This window comes from Klebsiella sp. HC6, assembly GCF_022605325.1.
GTDB classification, from domain to species: domain Bacteria; phylum Pseudomonadota; class Gammaproteobacteria; order Enterobacterales; family Enterobacteriaceae; genus Klebsiella; species Klebsiella terrigena.
Genome location: NZ_CP093276.1, coordinates 450,452 through 467,539, shown reverse-complemented (window position 1 = coordinate 467,539; position 17,088 = coordinate 450,452). Strand labels below are relative to the sequence as shown.

At 52.6% G+C, this 17,088-nt stretch carries 17 protein-coding genes, 1 tRNA gene and 4 rRNA genes; 7 read left to right on the top strand and 15 right to left on the bottom strand.

The window, feature by feature from the left end; all coding sequences use genetic code 11:
* Positions 1-101: 101 nt before the first annotated feature.
* A complete protein-coding gene (locus MMW58_RS02240; RefSeq protein ID WP_041147475.1) occupies positions 102-323 on the top strand; it encodes a lipoprotein in 222 nt (73 codons plus the stop codon).
* A 258-nt stretch (positions 324-581) separates the two neighbouring features.
* Here MMW58_RS02240 and rrf (MMW58_RS02235) read toward each other — a convergent pair.
* The 5 genes from rrf (MMW58_RS02235) to MMW58_RS02215 form a co-directional block, all read right to left on the bottom strand.
* Positions 582-697, bottom strand: a 5S ribosomal RNA gene (rrf, locus tag MMW58_RS02235).
* A 35-nt stretch (positions 698-732) separates the two neighbouring features.
* A tRNA-Thr gene (locus MMW58_RS02230) sits at positions 733-808 on the bottom strand.
* 130 nt (positions 809-938) lie between these two features.
* A 5S ribosomal RNA gene (gene rrf / locus MMW58_RS02225) occupies positions 939-1,054 on the bottom strand.
* A gap of 95 nt (positions 1,055-1,149) precedes the next feature.
* Positions 1,150-4,057 (bottom strand): 23S ribosomal RNA (locus MMW58_RS02220).
* A 231-nt stretch (positions 4,058-4,288) separates the two neighbouring features.
* A 16S ribosomal RNA gene (locus tag MMW58_RS02215) occupies positions 4,289-5,828 on the bottom strand.
* The 16S, 23S and 5S rRNA genes sit together here with 1 tRNA gene alongside, the layout of an rRNA operon.
* A gap of 473 nt (positions 5,829-6,301) precedes the next feature.
* On the opposite strand from MMW58_RS02215, the gene MMW58_RS02210 reads away from it, so the two are divergent.
* The gene (locus MMW58_RS02210) at positions 6,302-6,856 is read left to right on the top strand and encodes a gamma carbonic anhydrase family protein (protein WP_241722689.1); all 555 of its coding nucleotides are present in this window, start codon (positions 6,302-6,304) and stop codon (positions 6,854-6,856) included.
* On the opposite strand, the gene MMW58_RS02205 is transcribed toward MMW58_RS02210, so the two are convergent.
* Genes MMW58_RS02205 through dprA form a run of 6 tightly spaced genes read right to left on the bottom strand, consistent with a single transcriptional unit; the run spans position 6,832 to position 10,623 of the window.
* A complete protein-coding gene (locus MMW58_RS02205) occupies positions 6,832-7,089 on the bottom strand; it encodes a DUF1488 family protein (protein ID WP_133600014.1) in 258 nt (85 codons plus the stop codon). The two genes, MMW58_RS02210 and MMW58_RS02205, sit on opposite strands and share 25 nt — an antisense overlap.
* A complete protein-coding gene (gene aroE / locus MMW58_RS02200) occupies positions 7,086-7,904 on the bottom strand; it encodes a shikimate dehydrogenase (protein WP_241722688.1) in 819 nt (272 codons plus the stop codon). Before aroE ends, MMW58_RS02205 begins: the two co-directional genes overlap by 4 nt.
* A gap of 3 nt (positions 7,905-7,907) precedes the next feature.
* Complete coding sequence (tsaC, locus tag MMW58_RS02195) at positions 7,908-8,480, bottom strand: L-threonylcarbamoyladenylate synthase type 1 TsaC (protein WP_123709764.1); 573 nt, start codon at positions 8,478-8,480, stop codon at positions 7,908-7,910.
* Positions 8,473-9,027, bottom strand: coding sequence for a DNA topoisomerase family protein (locus tag MMW58_RS02190; RefSeq protein WP_071844854.1), 555 nt, complete (start codon positions 9,025-9,027; stop codon positions 8,473-8,475). The genes tsaC and MMW58_RS02190 overlap by 8 nt, the downstream gene beginning before the upstream one ends.
* Before the next feature lie 26 nt (positions 9,028-9,053).
* Positions 9,054-9,527: a DUF494 family protein Smg gene (smg, locus tag MMW58_RS02185; protein WP_041142952.1), complete on the bottom strand. Its 474-nt coding sequence runs from the start codon at positions 9,525-9,527 to the stop codon at positions 9,054-9,056.
* A complete protein-coding gene (gene dprA / locus MMW58_RS02180) occupies positions 9,499-10,623 on the bottom strand; it encodes a DNA-protecting protein DprA (protein WP_241722687.1) in 1,125 nt (374 codons plus the stop codon). The genes smg and dprA overlap by 29 nt, the downstream gene beginning before the upstream one ends.
* A gap of 129 nt (positions 10,624-10,752) precedes the next feature.
* On the opposite strand from dprA, the gene def reads away from it, so the two are divergent.
* From def to mscL, 5 genes are all read left to right on the top strand, one after another.
* On the top strand, positions 10,753-11,262 hold the full coding sequence (gene def, locus MMW58_RS02175) for a peptide deformylase (RefSeq protein ID WP_041142954.1): 510 nt from the start codon (positions 10,753-10,755) through the stop codon (positions 11,260-11,262).
* A gap of 14 nt (positions 11,263-11,276) precedes the next feature.
* Complete coding sequence (fmt, locus tag MMW58_RS02170) at positions 11,277-12,224, top strand: methionyl-tRNA formyltransferase (RefSeq protein ID WP_159237991.1); 948 nt, start codon at positions 11,277-11,279, stop codon at positions 12,222-12,224.
* 52 nt (positions 12,225-12,276) lie between these two features.
* Positions 12,277-13,572, top strand: a complete 1,296-nt coding sequence (gene rsmB, locus MMW58_RS02165; protein ID WP_241722686.1) for a 16S rRNA (cytosine(967)-C(5))-methyltransferase RsmB — start codon at positions 12,277-12,279, stop codon at positions 13,570-13,572.
* A 13-nt stretch (positions 13,573-13,585) separates the two neighbouring features.
* Complete coding sequence (gene trkA, locus MMW58_RS02160; protein ID WP_041142957.1) at positions 13,586-14,962, top strand: Trk system potassium transporter TrkA; 1,377 nt, start codon at positions 13,586-13,588, stop codon at positions 14,960-14,962.
* A 144-nt stretch (positions 14,963-15,106) separates the two neighbouring features.
* Complete coding sequence (gene mscL, locus MMW58_RS02155; protein WP_041142958.1) at positions 15,107-15,520, top strand: large-conductance mechanosensitive channel protein MscL; 414 nt, start codon at positions 15,107-15,109, stop codon at positions 15,518-15,520.
* Here the strand turns inward: mscL and MMW58_RS02150 are convergent, their stop codons facing one another.
* From MMW58_RS02150 to rplQ, 4 genes are all read right to left on the bottom strand, one after another.
* On the bottom strand, positions 15,521-15,736 hold the full coding sequence (locus MMW58_RS02150) for an alternative ribosome-rescue factor A (protein WP_041142959.1): 216 nt from the start codon (positions 15,734-15,736) through the stop codon (positions 15,521-15,523).
* A 57-nt stretch (positions 15,737-15,793) separates the two neighbouring features.
* Positions 15,794-16,219, bottom strand: coding sequence for a Zn(2+)-responsive transcriptional regulator (gene zntR / locus MMW58_RS02145; protein ID WP_041142960.1), 426 nt, complete (start codon positions 16,217-16,219; stop codon positions 15,794-15,796).
* Between the two features lie 2 nt (positions 16,220-16,221).
* On the bottom strand, positions 16,222-16,590 hold the full coding sequence (locus MMW58_RS02140) for a DnaJ family domain-containing protein (RefSeq protein ID WP_132512816.1): 369 nt from the start codon (positions 16,588-16,590) through the stop codon (positions 16,222-16,224).
* Between the two features lie 108 nt (positions 16,591-16,698).
* The gene (gene rplQ, locus MMW58_RS02135; protein WP_241722685.1) at positions 16,699-17,085 is read right to left on the bottom strand and encodes a 50S ribosomal protein L17; all 387 of its coding nucleotides are present in this window, start codon (positions 17,083-17,085) and stop codon (positions 16,699-16,701) included.
* Positions 17,086-17,088 lie beyond the last annotated feature (3 nt).

Sequence of the window (17,088 nt, the reverse complement as noted above, 5' to 3'; positions counted from 1 at the left end):
TAATTTCCTCTATCAGGCCTCTGTTTCAGCGATGGTAAAATAGGCTATTCCGTCGTGTATCTCACCCGATGCAGTAAAACGGACTATTCAGAGGTAATATCATGAAGAAATTTATTTTAGTGACGCTGCTGGCAACTTTACTCGCCGGCTGCGCGCATGACTCTCCCTGCGTGCCGGTCTACGATTCTGAAGGCAGGCTAGTTCATACCAACACCTGCATGAAAGGCACGACTCAGGATAACTGGGAAACGGCTGGGGCAATTGCCGGCGGTGCGGCGGCAGTGGCTGGATTAACGCTGGGAATTGTAGCGCTGACCCGTTAATCATTACCGTTCTACTGGGTTTGATTCACTCTCCAGTAAGGGAACGGATATAAGAAAGGGCCTGGTCGCGAGACCGGGCCCTTTTTCGTGGACGGCAGGGGATAAAAACCGCGCTACGATAGCAAAAATGCGCCGCTCGCCGGTATTCCAGACCGTTCTACAGCAGCTTAGGCCGCCGTTTATCGCTAAGCTGCGTCATTAAATAGCAGACAAGCAAAAAGGCCCAGTCTTTCGACTGGGCCTTCTGCTTTATTTGATGCCTGGCAATTCCCTACTCTCACATGGGGAGACCCCACACTACCATCGGCGCTACGGCGTTTCACTTCTGAGTTCGGCATGGGGTCAGGTGGGACCACCGCGCTGTTGTCGCCAGGCAAATTCTTTAAAATACTGTTTCTAACTTAAAAAGTGGTGCTGATACCCAGAGTCGAACTGGGGACCTCACCCTTACCAAGGGTGCGCTCTACCAACTGAGCCATATCAGCACGCTTAATTTGGTACCGGACATGATTTTCGGGCCGTTGCTTCGCAACGTTCAAAAGCATTCGCTTTTGTTCTGCTACTCTGTCGAATAGCAAACTGCCTCGAAAGTCAGTGCCATACTGCTAATTTGATGCCTGGCAGTTCCCTACTCTCACATGGGGAGACCCCACACTACCATCGGCGCTACGGCGTTTCACTTCTGAGTTCGGCATGGAGTCAGGTGGGACCACCGCGCTGTTGCCGCCAGGCAAATTCTGTTTACCAACACGCCTTAAGGCCTGTCAGTTAATCTGTATCAGCTGAAAATCTCTCAAATCACCACACCAAACAGCTTTGGCGTTGTAAGGTTAAGCCTCACGGTTCATTAGTATCGGTTAGCTCAACGTATCGCTACGCTTACACACCCGACCTATCAACGTCGTCGTCTTCAACGTTCCTTCAGGACTCTCAAGGAGTCAGGGAGAACTCATCTCGGGGCAAGTTTCGTGCTTAGATGCTTTCAGCACTTATCTTTTCCGCATTTAGCTACCGGGCAATGCCATTGGCATGACAACCCGAACACCAGTGATGCGTCCACTCCGGTCCTCTCGTACTAGGAGCAGCCCCCCTCAATTCTCCAGCGCCCACGGCAGATAGGGACCGAACTGTCTCACGACGTTCTAAACCCAGCTCGCGTACCACTTTAAACGGCGAACAGCCGTACCCTTGGGACCTACTTCAGCCCCAGGATGTGATGAGCCGACATCGAGGTGCCAAACACCGCCGTCGATATGAACTCTTGGGCGGTATCAGCCTGTTATCCCCGGAGTACCTTTTATCCGTTGAGCGATGGCCCTTCCATTCAGAACCACCGGATCACTATGACCTGCTTTCGCACCTGCTCGCGCCGTCACGCTCGCAGTCAAGCTAGCTTATGCCATTGCACTAACCTCCTGATGTCCGACCAGGATTAGCTAACCTTCGTGCTCCTCCGTTACTCTTTGGGAGGAGACCGCCCCAGTCAAACTACCCACCAGACACTGTCCGCAACCCGGATCACGGGTCTACGTTAGAACATCAAACATTAAAGGGTGGTATTTCAAGGTTGGCTCCACGCAGACTGGCGTCCACGCTTCAAAGCCTCCCACCTATCCTACACATCAAGGCTCAATGTTCAGTGTCAAGCTATAGTAAAGGTTCACGGGGTCTTTCCGTCTTGCCGCGGGTACACTGCATCTTCACAGCGAGTTCAATTTCACTGAGTCTCGGGTGGAGACAGCCTGGCCATCATTACGCCATTCGTGCAGGTCGGAACTTACCCGACAAGGAATTTCGCTACCTTAGGACCGTTATAGTTACGGCCGCCGTTTACCGGGGCTTCGATCAAGAGCTTCTCCTTACGGATAACCCCATCAATTAACCTTCCGGCACCGGGCAGGCGTCACACCGTATACGTCCACTTTCGTGTTTGCACAGTGCTGTGTTTTTAATAAACAGTTGCAGCCAGCTGGTATCTTCGACTGATTTCAGCTCCACGAGCAAGTCGCTTCACTTACCATCAGCGTGCCTTCTCCCGAAGTTACGGCACCATTTTGCCTAGTTCCTTCACCCGAGTTCTCTCAAGCGCCTTGGTATTCTCTACCTGACCACCTGTGTCGGTTTGGGGTACGATTTGATGTTACCTGATGCTTAGAGGCTTTTCCTGGAAGCAGGGCATTTGTTACTTCAGCACCGTAGTGCCTCGTCGTCACACCTCAGCGTTAACAAGAGTCCGGATTTACCTAAACTCTCCGCCTACATGCTTAAACCGGGACAACCGTCGCCCGGCTAACATAGCCTTCTCCGTCCCCCCTTCGCAGTAACACCGAGTACAGGAATATTAACCTGTTTCCCATCGACTACGCCTTTCGGCCTCGCCTTAGGGGTCGACTCACCCTGCCCCGATTAACGTTGGACAGGAACCCTTGGTCTTCCGGCGAGCGGGCTTTTCACCCGCTTTATCGTTACTTATGTCAGCATTCGCACTTCTGATACCTCCAGCAACCCTCACAGGCCACCTTCAACGGCTTACAGAACGCTCCCCTACCCAACAACGCCTAAGCGTCGCTGCCGCAGCTTCGGTGCATGGTTTAGCCCCGTTACATCTTCCGCGCAGGCCGACTCGACCAGTGAGCTATTACGCTTTCTTTAAATGATGGCTGCTTCTAAGCCAACATCCTGGCTGTCTGTGCCTTCCCACATCGTTTCCCACTTAACCATGACTTTGGGACCTTAGCTGGCGGTCTGGGTTGTTTCCCTCTTCACGACGGACGTTAGCACCCGCCGTGTGTCTCCCGTGATAACATTCTTCGGTATTCGTAGTTTGCATCGGGTTGGTAAGTCGGGATGACCCCCTAGCCGAAACAGTGCTCTACCCCCGAAGATGAATTCACGAGGCGCTACCTAAATAGCTTTCGGGGAGAACCAGCTATCTCCCGGTTTGATTGGCCTTTCACCCCCAGCCACAAGTCATCCGCTAATTTTTCAACATTAGTCGGTTCGGTCCTCCAGTTAGTGTTACCCAACCTTCAACCTGCCCATGGCTAGATCACCGGGTTTCGGGTCTATACCCTGCAACTTAACGCCCAGTTAAGACTCGGTTTCCCTGCGGCTCCCCTATACGGTTAACCTTGCTACAGAATATAAGTCGCTGACCCATTATACAAAAGGTACGCAGTCACCTGACAAATCAGGCTCCCACTGCTTGTACGTACACGGTTTCAGGTTCTGTTTCACTCCCCTCGCCGGGGTTCTTTTCGCCTTTCCCTCACGGTACTGGTTCACTATCGGTCAGTCAGGAGTATTTAGCCTTGGAGGATGGTCCCCCCATATTCAGACAGGATACCACGTGTCCCGCCCTACTCTTCGAACTCACAGAATGTGCATTTTAGTGTACGGGAGTATCACCCTGTACCCTGCGACTTTCCAGACGCTTCCACTAACACACAAACTGATTCAGGTTCTGGGCTGCTCCCCGTTCGCTCGCCGCTACTGGGGGAATCTCGGTTGATTTCTTTTCCTCGGGGTACTTAGATGTTTCAGTTCCCCCGGTTCGCTTCGTTAAGCTATGTATTCACTTAACGATAGTGTGTCGAAACACACTGGGTTTCCCCATTCGGAAATCGCCGGTTATAACGGTTCATATCACCTTACCGACGCTTATCGCAGATTAGCACGTCCTTCATCGCCTCTGACTGCCAGGGCATCCACCGTGTACGCTTAGTCGCTTAACCTCACAACCCGAAGCTGTTTCGTAAAACAGGTCGTGTTGTGAAAATTTGAGAGACTCGAACACACCGTTTTTCCTTTCTTATTACGGAGAAAGGAAACAGTGTGTCGTTTCAATTTTCAGCTTGATCCAGATTTTTAAAGAGCAAAATTTCACAATGCACTTAACAGTACATTTTGAAATTTATCATTCATCAGACAATCTGTGTGGACACTACAAAGGCAGGTTCTTCAGGTAAGGAGGTGATCCAACCGCAGGTTCCCCTACGGTTACCTTGTTACGACTTCACCCCAGTCATGAATCACAAAGTGGTAAGCGCCCTCCCGAAGGTTAAGCTACCTACTTCTTTTGCAACCCACTCCCATGGTGTGACGGGCGGTGTGTACAAGGCCCGGGAACGTATTCACCGTGGCATTCTGATCCACGATTACTAGCGATTCCGACTTCACGGAGTCGAGTTGCAGACTCCGATCCGGACTACGACATACTTTATGAGGTCCGCTTGCTCTCGCGAGGTCGCTTCTCTTTGTATATGCCATTGTAGCACGTGTGTAGCCCTACTCGTAAGGGCCATGATGACTTGACGTCATCCCCACCTTCCTCCAGTTTATCACTGGCAGTCTCCTTTGAGTTCCCGGCCGAACCGCTGGCAACAAAGGATAAGGGTTGCGCTCGTTGCGGGACTTAACCCAACATTTCACAACACGAGCTGACGACAGCCATGCAGCACCTGTCTCAGAGTTCCCGAAGGCACCAAAGCATCTCTGCTAAGTTCTCTGGATGTCAAGAGTAGGTAAGGTTCTTCGCGTTGCATCGAATTAAACCACATGCTCCACCGCTTGTGCGGGCCCCCGTCAATTCATTTGAGTTTTAACCTTGCGGCCGTACTCCCCAGGCGGTCGACTTAACGCGTTAGCTCCGGAAGCCACTCCTCAAGGGAACAACCTCCAAGTCGACATCGTTTACAGCGTGGACTACCAGGGTATCTAATCCTGTTTGCTCCCCACGCTTTCGCACCTGAGCGTCAGTCTTTGTCCAGGGGGCCGCCTTCGCCACCGGTATTCCTCCAGATCTCTACGCATTTCACCGCTACACCTGGAATTCTACCCCCCTCTACAAGACTCTAGCCTGCCAGTTTCGGATGCAGTTCCCAGGTTGAGCCCGGGGATTTCACATCCGACTTGACAGACCGCCTGCGTGCGCTTTACGCCCAGTAATTCCGATTAACGCTTGCACCCTCCGTATTACCGCGGCTGCTGGCACGGAGTTAGCCGGTGCTTCTTCTGCGAGTAACGTCAATCGACAAGGTTATTAACCTTATCGCCTTCCTCCTCGCTGAAAGTACTTTACAACCCGAAGGCCTTCTTCATACACGCGGCATGGCTGCATCAGGCTTGCGCCCATTGTGCAATATTCCCCACTGCTGCCTCCCGTAGGAGTCTGGACCGTGTCTCAGTTCCAGTGTGGCTGGTCATCCTCTCAGACCAGCTAGGGATCGTCGCCTAGGTGAGCCATTACCTCACCTACTAGCTAATCCCATCTGGGCACATCTGATGGCATGAGGCCCGAAGGTCCCCCACTTTGGTCTTGCGACGTTATGCGGTATTAGCTACCGTTTCCAGTAGTTATCCCCCTCCATCAGGCAGTTTCCCAGACATTACTCACCCGTCCGCCGCTCGTCACCCGAGAGCAAGCTCTCTGTGCTACCGCTCGACTTGCATGTGTTAGGCCTGCCGCCAGCGTTCAATCTGAGCCATGATCAAACTCTTCAATTTAAGTTTGATGCTCATGAATTAAACTTCGTAATGAATTACGTATGTTCACTCAGAGACTTGGTATTCATTTTTCGTCCGAGGACGTTAAGAATCCATGTCACTTTGAGTGCCCACACAGATTGTCTGATAAATTGTTAAAGAGCAGTGCAACGCGGCTTTCGCTCACCGTTGCGAGGTGGCGTATATTACGCTTTCCTCTTTCAGAGTCAACCCTTTAATTCAGGATTTTTCTCTTCAACCGAACCGGCTAGTTGCTGTGAAGTGATTCACATCCGCCGTGTCAGTGGGAGCGCATTATAGGGATCCCATTTTATTGCACAAGTCTTTTATCGATCTTTTTTTCCGGATGATGCTTTTTCGCCCTTTTCGCAGCGTTATTGTTCGATCTGCTCAGTTTTTACCACAATAAAGGGTTGCAGGCGGCAGAGAAAGCCACCAAAGTCTTCGCACAACCCTGAATTATCGAGGTAAGCATGTCCGCAAATTTACGTCCCTATAAAGATTTATTCCCACAAACAGGCCTGCGCGTGATGATCGATGCCACCAGCGTAGCGATCGGCGATGTCAGGATGGCTGATGATGTCAGCATCTGGCCACTGGTTGCCATTCGCGGAGACGTTAACTATGTGCAAATCGGCCCTCGCACCAATATCCAGGACGGTAGCGTGCTGCATGTCACCCATAAATCCTCCTATAACCCGCAGGGTAATCCCCTGATCGTTGGGGAAGATGTCACCATCGGCCATAAAGTCATGCTACACGGCTGCACTATCGGTAATCGGGTACTGGTGGGGATGGGTTCAATTTTGCTGGATGGTGTAATAATAGAGGATGACGTCATGATTGGTGCCGGTAGTCTGGTACCGCAGAATAAGCGGCTGGCAGGCGGCTATCTTTACTTTGGCAACCCGGTGAAACAAATCCGCCCCCTGACGGAGGCGGAAATAGCGGGACTGATCTATTCAGCAAACAACTACGTGAAATGGAAGAACGATTACCTGGATCAGGAAAACCAAATCCAGCCCTGAACGTCTTCCTGCTGGTCACGGATCATCTCATCCGCTTCTTCTTCCAGATCCCAGCGATGTTCGCGAAATGCAGCCAGCCACTGCGCTGGCTCTTTTCCACCAAAGCGTTTTTCTAGCGTTACGCTTCCCATTGCGCAGGTCAGCTGCATACCATGAACCAACGCGGGGAATGTAATGCACTGTTTTTCAGCATCCCACTCCTCCCTATCAGGAAACTGAATCGCCTGATTCACGGATTCAATTCCTTATGCAGGGTTTGAATCACCGGAGTAATGTCTGGCAGTACGCCATGCCAGAGTAATACGGCATGGGCGGCCTGAGCCACCAGCATACCTAAACCGTCAGCACATTTTTTTGCACCATGCTGCTGGCACCAGGTCAGAAACGGCGTATTGCCCTGCTGATAAAACATGTCGTAGCAATGAACGTGCGTATTAATTAACGCAGCGGGTATCGCCGGGACCTCCCCGCCAATACCGCTGGAGGTCGCATTAATGATGAGATCAAACTCATGTTCAGCCAGCGTATCCATTTCCAGCGCACGAATACTGCCGGTATGAGAAAAGAGCGCCGCCAGTTCATGCGCGCGGGAGCTGGTGCGATTGACAATCGTCACGGCGCAATCGAGGGACAGAAGCGGTAACAGCACGCCGCGCGATGCGCCTCCCGCCCCGATAAGCAGGACACGAAAGCCAGGTTTAATAAAACCGAGCCGCTCCAGATCGCTCAATAGCCCAATGCCATCGGTGTTATCCCCCAGCAAACGGCCATCTTCCAGACGTTTGAGGGTATTCACGGCCCCGGCCAGCGCCGCTCGCTCGGTAAGCTCATCAGCGCGAGCGAACGCTTCCTCTTTAAACGGAACGGTAACGTTGGCGCCTCGCCCCCCTTCATTAAAGAAAGCATTCAGGGTACTGATAAATTCATCTCGTGGCGCCAGAATACGTCCGTACGGGTGTGCAATCTGCAGCTGCTGCGCAAAAAGCTGATGGATAGCGGGCGATTTGCTGTGAGCGATAGGATTTCCAAAGACTGCGTAGCTTTCCATCACTTACCCCTGGCGGAAGAGTTCGCCCGTCAGGGCGTCGCGAATTTCAGACGGATTCTGACGACCGCCGGTTAACCCATTAACCACCGGAAAATCGGCGCCAAACTGGGCGTGAACTTCAGCCGTGGTGCGACAGGGAGGCTGGCCGGATAAATTCGCACTGGTCGAGACCAGCGGTTTTCCATAGGCTTCACATAGCTCAACCACCAGCGGGTGATCGGTAACGCGTACCGCCAAAGAGTCAAAACGCCCGGTCAACCAGCGCGGAGTTGTTTTACGCGCCGGGAAGACGAACGTCACCGGTCCAGGCCAGCAGCTAAAAATTGTCGCCAGCTGCGCCTCACTAAGCTGAGAGTCATCTATATAAGGAAGTAGCTGTTCAAAGCGGGCGGCGATAAGAATCAGGCCTTTCTCGACCGGCCGCTGCTTGAGGTCCAGCAGGCGCATGACGGCCGTTTCGCTGTCGGGATCGCAGCCAACGCCAAAAACGGCTTCTGTGGGATAGGCGATGACGTGTTCGTTATTCAGAACCGCCACTGCATGGGCGACGGTTTCTGATTGCAGGTTATTATTCACTGATTTGTTCCGCCGATATCGGCTTTCCACATTGTTTACTGGCACAAAAGCATTTAACGCCCTGCGCCGTTTTCTTTTCGATTAATAGCGGATAGTGGCATTCAGGACACTCGCCCGCTATCGGTTTGAAGTTAATGACGAACTGGCAATCGGGGTAACGATCGCAGGAGTGAAAAGTTTTGCCAAAACGAGAGCGGCGTTGAACCAAATGTCCCTGACCACACTGCGGGCACGCGATAGCCGTCTCATCGGGCTTATCAATGAGTTCAGTATGCTGGCATTGCGGATAGCTGCTGCAACCAATAAACATACCGAAGCGTCCCTGACGCAGCACCATCACGGCGCCGCAGGATGGACACTCCTGCCCCTCCAGCACTTTAACGATATGTCCGTCCGCCTGACTTTTCAGGGGACGGACGTAGTTACAGTCCGGATAGTGCGAACAGCCAAGAAACGGTCCATGCTTCCCGGAGCGGATTACCAGTTCAGCCCCGCACTGTGGACAGGGCTCATTTTTACGCACCTGAAACAGTGCTGATTTGGTCATAAATACTCGACGTTGCTGCAAAAAGATTAATGCAGCATACCTTCATTTACTTCGAAGAGTAATTCTTCCATCTGCTGGTAGGCATTTTCACAGCCTGGAATATTAAACAGCACCATCAGGATCACCCATTTAAGGTCTTCCAGTTCAAACTCTGCCGTATCCAGCGCCAGAACGCGTTCTATTACCATTTCTCGCGTTTCGAGGTTCAACACCTGAATTTGCTCGAGGAATAATAAGAATCCTCGGCAACTAGCATCCAGACGCTGACACTCTTCTTCGGTGTAAATCCGTAAAGAGAGTGGGTCAGAAGCCAGCTGCATGGGCGCGACAAGGCCTTCCTGATAATCAGCCAGTTTCTCGAGCCACATCAGCGCGTTATAAATATCTTCCCGTTCAAAACCGGCGTCGGTGAGATCCCGGGTCAGCTTATCCTGGTCTACGCGCATTTCTGCTTCGTTATGGATGTAAGTCTCAAACAAATACATGAGTACGTCGAACATGGCTTGCCCTCCTTAATCGGACATAGCCGCCGGGTACAGCTGCGATCCAGCCTGCTAACTCCAGTTCAAGTAGCTGAGCTACGGTCACTGGTACAGATTGGCCGGCACGTTCAGCGACAACGTCAACAGGTGTTACCTCATCTCCTACGTTAGCCAGGAGCTCAGGAAATGGCAATGCTACGGGTGGCCGATCCGTGCAATTATTTATGTAGTACGGCGTCTCGCGCAGCCATAGCAGCTCATGCTGCCAGTATTCGACGATATCCTCGGGCGCCGTAACGGGGACTGCGCCCTGCTTGATGAGCCAATGCGGGCCCTCTGAGCCTGGGCTGCCTATCGGCCCGGGCAGCGAAAAAACCTCCCTTCCCTGTTCAAGTGCACAGCGGACGGTAACCAACGAGCCGCTTCTCAATGCGGCCTCCACAACCAATACCCCAATACTTAAGCCGCTGATAATCCGGTTACGGCGAGGGAAATTCCCAGGTAATGGCGGTGTGGCGAGAGGAAACTCAGACAGCAGCGCCCCTCCGCTATCGACAATCTGCCTTGCTAAAGCGGCGTGCCGACGCGGGTAAATATCCCCTAACCCATTCCCGAGCACCGCAATGCTTTTTCCATTCGCGGCAAGGGCGCCGCGATGGGCAACGCCGTCTATACCAATCGCCAGCCCGCTGGTAATCGTGATGCCATAGCGCGCCAGGGCTTCGCTGAACACTCTCCCCCAGCGTTCGCCGTACCAGGAGTGCGCGCGGCTACCGACAACCGCTAGCTGCCGGCTCTGCAAAATAGCGAGGTCACCTTTAACCAAAAGCGCGCCGGGATAATCAGCGGTTGCGCGCAGCTGCGGTGGATAGAGAGGACTGTCGGCCGAGAGCAGATGGTGCTCTGGCTGTTCCAGCCACTCCTGAGCGGCGTCGATATCCCGCTGGCCAAAGGTCAAAAATTGCCTCGCCTGCGCCACGCTCAGGCCGCAGAGACGTAAAGCTTCACTATCAAGCCCGGCCGCGGTGCCTATCCGGCGAGCGACGGTCACCATCGTCTCACCATACAGACCGTTTACCCTCATCAGGCGGAGCCAAATCTCTGCGGGCGCCATCCATACTCCCCTGCCATAAGCGACTTTAACAATCCTTGCGATTGGACAGTGAGACTGTCAATTAGAAGGGGTTTTGTCTAGAATAGAGGTAATAATCTTATCAACTCCTGAATACGACTCTGGATCTTTATGGCAGTTTTGCAAGTGTTACATATTCCGGACGAGCGCCTTCGCAAAGTCGCCGAGCCGGTAAAAGAAGTCAATGCAGAAATTCAGCGTATCGTCGATGATATGTTCGAGACGATGTACGCGGAAGAGGGTATTGGCCTGGCGGCAACGCAGGTTGATATCCATCAGCGCATTATTGTTATTGATGTGTCGGAGAACCGTGAAGGTCAGCTGGTGTTAATTAACCCTGAGCTGCTGGAAAAAGACGGTGAAACCGGTATTGAAGAAGGCTGCCTGTCCATTCCGGAACAGCGTGCGCTGGTACCACGTGCCGAAACCGTGAAAATCCGTGCCCTGGATCGTGAAGGCAAGCCGTTCGAACTGGATGCTGACGGCCTGCTGGCTATCTGTATTCAGCATGAAATGGATCATCTGGTAGGCAAACTGTTCATCGATTATCTGTCGCCGCTCAAACAACAGCGCATTCGTCAGAAAGTTGAAAAACTGGATCGTTTGCGTACGCGTGCCTGAGGACAAGGATTAACGTGTCACAATCACTACGTATTATTTTTGCGGGTACACCCGATTTTGCAGCGCGTCATCTTGACGCGCTGTTGTCGTCTGAGCACCAGATCGTTGGCGTTTTTACTCAGCCCGATCGCCCCGCTGGCCGCGGTAAAAAGCTTATGCCGAGCCCGGTAAAAGTTCTGGCTGAAGCCAACAATTTGCCGGTATTCCAGCCCGCATCCCTGCGTCCACAGGAAAACCAGGAGCTGGTCTCCTCGCTTAATGCCGATGTTATGGTGGTTGTCGCCTACGGACTGATTCTGCCCAAAGCGGTTCTGGATATGCCGCGCCTTGGCTGCATTAACGTCCACGGTTCTCTGCTGCCTCGCTGGCGCGGTGCCGCCCCTATTCAGCGTTCATTATGGGCCGGCGATACGGAAACAGGCGTAACGATTATGCAGATGGACGTCGGTCTCGATACCGGCGATATGTTGTATAAGCTATCCTGTCCAATAACCGCAAAAGATACCAGCGCCAGCCTGTATGACAAGCTTGCAAACCTCGGCCCGCAGGGGCTGCTGGATACGCTGACCCAGTTAGCTAACGCAGCCACTCAACCAGAAGTCCAGGATGAAGCCTTAGCCACCTACGCTGAGAAGCTCAGCAAAGAAGAAGCCCGTATCGACTGGTCACTTTCAGCCGAACAGCTCGAACGCTGTATCCGCGCCTTCAATCCGTGGCCGATGAGCTGGCTGGAAATTGACGATCAGCCGGTGAAGGTTTGGCAGGCGTCGGCCATTGCCGAAGCCAGTACCGCTGAGCCTGGCACCATTGTGGCTGCCAGCAAGCAGGGTATTCAGGTGGCAACCGGCAATGGCATTCTGAATCTGGAATCCCTGCAGCCGGCAGGTAAAAAAGCGATGAGCGCCCAGGATTTGCTAAATTCTCGCCGGGAGTGGTTTATCCCAGGTAACCGTCTTTCCTGACGGTAGTCCCTTCTAAAGCCCGGATCTACCGGGCCTTTTTATTTTTACGGTTATGAAAAAAAATCTTAATTTACGTAGTCTGGCGGCTCAGGCCGTTGAACAGGTTGTCGAGAAGGGCCAGTCGTTAAGCAACGTGCTGCCGCCTTTGCAGCAGAAAGTCGGTGAAAAAGATAAAGCGCTGCTGCAGGAGCTGTGCTTTGGTCTCCTGCGTACTCTCAGTCAGATGGAATGGCTGATCAATAAGCTGATGGCTCGCCCGATGACGGGAAAACAGCGCACCGTTCACTATTTAATTATGGTCGGCTTTTATCAACTGCTGCACACCCGTATTCCCGCCCATGCGGCGCTGGCAGAAACGGTTGAGGGCGCGGTAGCCATTAAACGCCCGCAGCTCAAAGGTCTGATCAACGGCGTACTGCGCCAGTTCCAGCGTCAGCAGGAAGAATTGCTTGGCGAATTCGCCAAAAGCGAGAGCCGCTTCCTGCATCCCGCATGGTTAATCAAACGGATTCAAAAAGCCTGGCCACAGCAGTGGCAGGCCATTGCGGATGCCAACAACCAGCGTCCGCCGATGTGGCTACGCGTTAATCGCAATCACCACTCACGCGATGAGTGGCTGGCGCTCCTTGAAGAGGCAGGCATGCAGGGTTTTCCTCACCCCGACTATCCGGACGCCGTTCGTCTGGCGACGCCGGCGCCTGTACAGGCCTTGCCCGGCTTTGAGCAAGGCTGGGTCACCGTTCAGGATGCTTCAGCTCAAGGCTGTATGCGCTACCTGACCCCGGAAAATGGCGAAAAGATCCTCGACCTTTGCGCCGCGCCTGGCGGGAAAACAACCCATATCCTGGAAGTCGCCCCGCAGGCCAGCGTAATGGCTGTCGATATCGATGAGCAACGCCTGTCCCGTGTCTATGACAACCTGAAGCGTCTGGGAATGAAAGCCCAGGTAAAACAGGGTGATGGTAGATATCCAGCGCAGTGGTGCGATGATGAAAAATTCGATCGTATTCTGCTTGATGCGCCCTGCTCGGCAACTGGCGTCATTCGCCGTCATCCGGATATTAAATGGCTGCGTCGTGATCGCGATATCGCGGAGCTGGCGCAGCTTCAGGCTGAGATTCTTGACGCCATCTGGGGGCATTTAAAACCCGGCGGCACCCTGGTCTATGCGACCTGCTCAATTCTTCCGGAAGAAAATAGCCAGCAAATTGCGGCATTCCTGGCGCGCACGCCTGATGCAGAACTTAGCATTACCGGGACACCTGAGCAGCCAGGACAGCAAAATCTGCCCGGTGCGGAAGAGGGTGACGGGTTCTTTTACGCTAAGCTGATCAAACATCGGAAATAATGGATCACTGCTGATGAAGATTATTATTCTGGGCGCCGGACAGGTTGGCGGAACTCTCGCGGAAAACCTCGTCGGAGAGAACAACGATATTACCCTGGTTGATACCAACGGTGACCGCCTGCGCAGTCTGCAGGATAAGTTTGACCTGCGTGTTGTTCAGGGGCATGGCTCTCATCCACGCGTACTGCGCGAAGCTGGAGCGGATGATGCCGACATGCTGGTTGCCGTCACCAGTTCTGATGAAACCAATATGGTGGCCTGCCAGGTCGCCTATTCCCTGTTTAATACACCTAATCGCATTGCCCGTATTCGTTCTCCGGACTACGTGCGTGACGCCGATAAGCTTTTCCACTCTGAAGCCGTGCCGATTGACCATTTGATCGCACCGGAACAGCTTGTTATCGACAATATTTATCGCCTGATTGAGTATCCAGGCGCACTGCAGGTCGTAAACTTTGCCGAAGGGAAAGTAAGTCTGGCGGTTGTTAAAGCCTACTACGGTGGTCCGTTGGTCGGCAACGCGCTCTCAACAATGCGTGAACACATGCCGCATATCGACACACGTGTAGCGGCTATTTTCCGCCACGATCGCCCTATTCGTCCCCAGGGTTCCACCATTGTTGAAGCCGGTGATGAAGTATTCTTTATTGCCGCATCCCAGCATATTCGTGCCGTGATGAGCGAGCTCCAGCGCCTGGAGAAACCCTACAAGCGCATCATGCTGGTTGGCGGCGGAAATATCGGTGCGGGTCTGGCCCATCGGCTGGAAAAAGACTACAGCGTCAAGTTAATTGAACGCGATCAGCAGCGCGCCGCCGAGCTGGCGGAAAAGCTCCAAAACACCATCGTCTTTTATGGTGACGCCTCGGATCAGGAGCTCCTCGCAGAAGAGCATATCGATCAAGTCGACCTCTTCATTGCCGTTACCAATGATGACGAAGCCAACATCATGTCCGCAATGCTGGCCAAGCGGATGGGTGCCAAAAAGGTCATGGTGCTTATTCAGCGAAAAGCCTACGTCGATCTGGTTCAGGGCAGCGTTATCGATATCGCCATCTCCCCGCAGCAGGCGACCATTTCCGCGCTGCTCAGTCATGTCCGTAAAGCCGATATCGTGGGCGTCTCTTCCCTGCGCCGCGGCGTAGCTGAAGCGATCGAAGCCGTCGCCCACGGAGATGAAAGCACCTCGCGCGTCGTGGGTCGATCGATCGATGAGATCAAGCTTCCCCCGGGGACGATCATTGGCGCCGTGGTTCGCGGAAATGACGTGATGATCGCCAATAATAATTTACGTATTGAGCAGGGCGATCATGTAATTATGTTTCTGACCGACAAAAAATTTATCTCCGATGTCGAACGGCTGTTCCAGCCAAGTCCTTTCTTCCTGTAATTTATTTGGGCGCCGGTATCGCGCCCATATCCATTAACCTTTGTTTATCAATGGATAATATTTTTATGCAATTATTCAACAATAATGGAAAATGGAAATACATTTGATAAACTTATCTCTGTCAGCTGGTTCAAGGAGAATGAAATGAGTATTTTAAAAGAGTTTCGCGACTTCGCGATGCGCGGGAATGTAGTCGATCTGGCAGTGGGTGTCATCATTGGTGCAGCGTTCGGTAAAATTGTATCGTCGCTGGTTGCCGATATTATTATGCCACCGCTTGGCTTACTTATTGGTGGGATCGATTTTAAATCTTTTGCCGTCACGCTGCGCGATGCTCAGGGAGATATCCCGGCCGTTGTAATGCATTATGGCGTGTTTATTCAGAACGTTTTTGACTTCGTCATCGTAGCGTTTGCCATCTTTATGGCAATTAAACTGATGAATAATCTGAACCGTAAAAAAGAAGAGGCCCCTGCAGCTCCGCCGGCCCCGACTAAAGAAGAAGTGCTGCTGAGTGAAATTCGTGACCTGTTAAAAGAGCAGAACAACCGCTCGTAATCAGGCTACAGAAAGCAGAAAGCCAGTGGTAAAAAAGTGATTCACTTTCTTGCCACTGGCCTCCCGGTCACCCCGTACTGCATATTTTTCTTTTCGCTGATAGCTTCCTTTCCCTTTCTTGTTTTTCTCAACGCGTTGCCTGAATAGCGGGTCATGAAGCAGTGCCTCGATGGCGTTATCTTTTATTTGCCCTTTAGTGTGCTGATAGCGACTCATAGTAACTCCTGATAGTGAATGAGATCGACGCGAGTGTAGATCTCCGCACGCAAAAAATCAACGTCCTGCATTACCGCTGCTGGCCCCCTGCTCAAGCGCTTCAAGAATGGAGCAGTAGACGCTGCTGTGAGCGCTACCGCAGCATGCATCGTTAAGCCTCTGTAAGGATCGTCGCATCGTCTGTAATTCCTTAATACGCGATTCAACTTCGCTCAGGCGCGCCTGTACGATCCCTTTTGATTCCTGGCAGGTATGGTGTTCAGGATCGATGCGGATCGACAGCAGCTCGCGGATCGATTCGAGCGTGAAGCCCAGCTGCCGCGCGTAGCGGATAAAACGTAGCCGCTGAAGGTCATTGTCGGTATAAAGGCGAAATCCTCCCTCAGTACGAACATCGTGGGCCATCATCTGCTGCTTTTCGTAGTAGCGAATGGTGTCGGGTGTGACATCCGCCAGCTTCGCGAGCTCACCGATACGATACATACTTACTCCTCACTCATTTTGTTTTGCAGCCTGGCAGAATACTCACCGCGCAGAAAATCTGTGTTGAGCCCGGCCTGGCGTAGCTTTAGCTCGAGCAAAGCAAGCCTACGACTCAGTTCGGCATGCTGTGGGTCATCCTGACGAACGACGTTAAGCAAATCAACCAGCTCAACGGCTTCTCTACGATGTTCCAGTTCAGGAGGTAAACAGCCGGCGTTCTTGAGTAAACGGTAGCTGACGCGTAGCTCAGGTGGCACATGCAGATCGTCATCCAGGGTCAGTGGTTCACCGCGGCCGGGAAGATTATCGAAATCACCTTTATTTTGTGCGTCAAGGATATGGCGTTCTGCCCACTGATCCAGCAACCACATCATACGGCTCCGGGGATGAACAAAAAGAATACAGAATAGTGTAATGAAGCAGAGACGTTGAGGATATAAAAAAACCCGCCGAGGCGGGTTTTTTTACGTTACTACAGATTACTCTGCAGCAGCTTCTGCTTTCTGCTCAGCACGATCAACCAGCTCGATGTATGCCATCGGCGCGTTGTCGCCTGCACGGAAGCCACACTTCAGAATGCGAGTGTAACCACCGGCGCGGCTCGCGAAACGCGGGCCCAGCTCGTTAAACAGTTTTGCCACGATCTCGTTATCACGAGTACGGGCGAATGCCAGACGACGATTAGCTACGCTATCAGTCTTGGCAAGAGTAATCAGCGGCTCAACTACGCGACGCAGTTCTTTCGCTTTCGGCAGGGTCGTCTTGATGATTTCATGACGAACCAGCGAACCAGCCATGTTACGGAACATAGCCTGGCGATGGCTGCTGTTGCGGTTCAGTTGACGACCACTCTTACGATGGCGCATGAC

Coding starts and splice junctions, on each gene's coding strand:
- def (WP_041142954.1), top strand. CDS start 10,753: ATGGCAGTTTTGCAAGTGTTACATATTCCGGACGAGCGCCTTCGCAAA.
- MMW58_RS02190 (WP_071844854.1), bottom strand. CDS start 9,027: ATGACCAAATCAGCACTGTTTCAGGTGCGTAAAAATGAGCCCTGTCCA.
- MMW58_RS02240 (WP_041147475.1), top strand. CDS start 102: ATGAAGAAATTTATTTTAGTGACGCTGCTGGCAACTTTACTCGCCGGC.
- MMW58_RS02210 (WP_241722689.1), top strand. CDS start 6,302: ATGTCCGCAAATTTACGTCCCTATAAAGATTTATTCCCACAAACAGGC.
- zntR (WP_041142960.1), bottom strand. CDS start 16,219: ATGTATCGTATCGGTGAGCTCGCGAAGCTGGCGGATGTCACACCCGAC.
- rsmB (WP_241722686.1), top strand. CDS start 12,277: ATGAAAAAAAATCTTAATTTACGTAGTCTGGCGGCTCAGGCCGTTGAA.
- trkA (WP_041142957.1), top strand. CDS start 13,586: ATGAAGATTATTATTCTGGGCGCCGGACAGGTTGGCGGAACTCTCGCG.
- MMW58_RS02150 (WP_041142959.1), bottom strand. CDS start 15,736: ATGAGTCGCTATCAGCACACTAAAGGGCAAATAAAAGATAACGCCATC.
- aroE (WP_241722688.1), bottom strand. CDS start 7,904: ATGGAAAGCTACGCAGTCTTTGGAAATCCTATCGCTCACAGCAAATCG.
- rplQ (WP_241722685.1), bottom strand. CDS start 17,085: ATGCGCCATCGTAAGAGTGGTCGTCAACTGAACCGCAACAGCAGCCAT.
- dprA (WP_241722687.1), bottom strand. CDS start 10,623: ATGGCGCCCGCAGAGATTTGGCTCCGCCTGATGAGGGTAAACGGTCTG.
- smg (WP_041142952.1), bottom strand. CDS start 9,527: ATGTTCGACGTACTCATGTATTTGTTTGAGACTTACATCCATAACGAA.
- MMW58_RS02140 (WP_132512816.1), bottom strand. CDS start 16,590: ATGTGGTTGCTGGATCAGTGGGCAGAACGCCATATCCTTGACGCACAA.
- mscL (WP_041142958.1), top strand. CDS start 15,107: ATGAGTATTTTAAAAGAGTTTCGCGACTTCGCGATGCGCGGGAATGTA.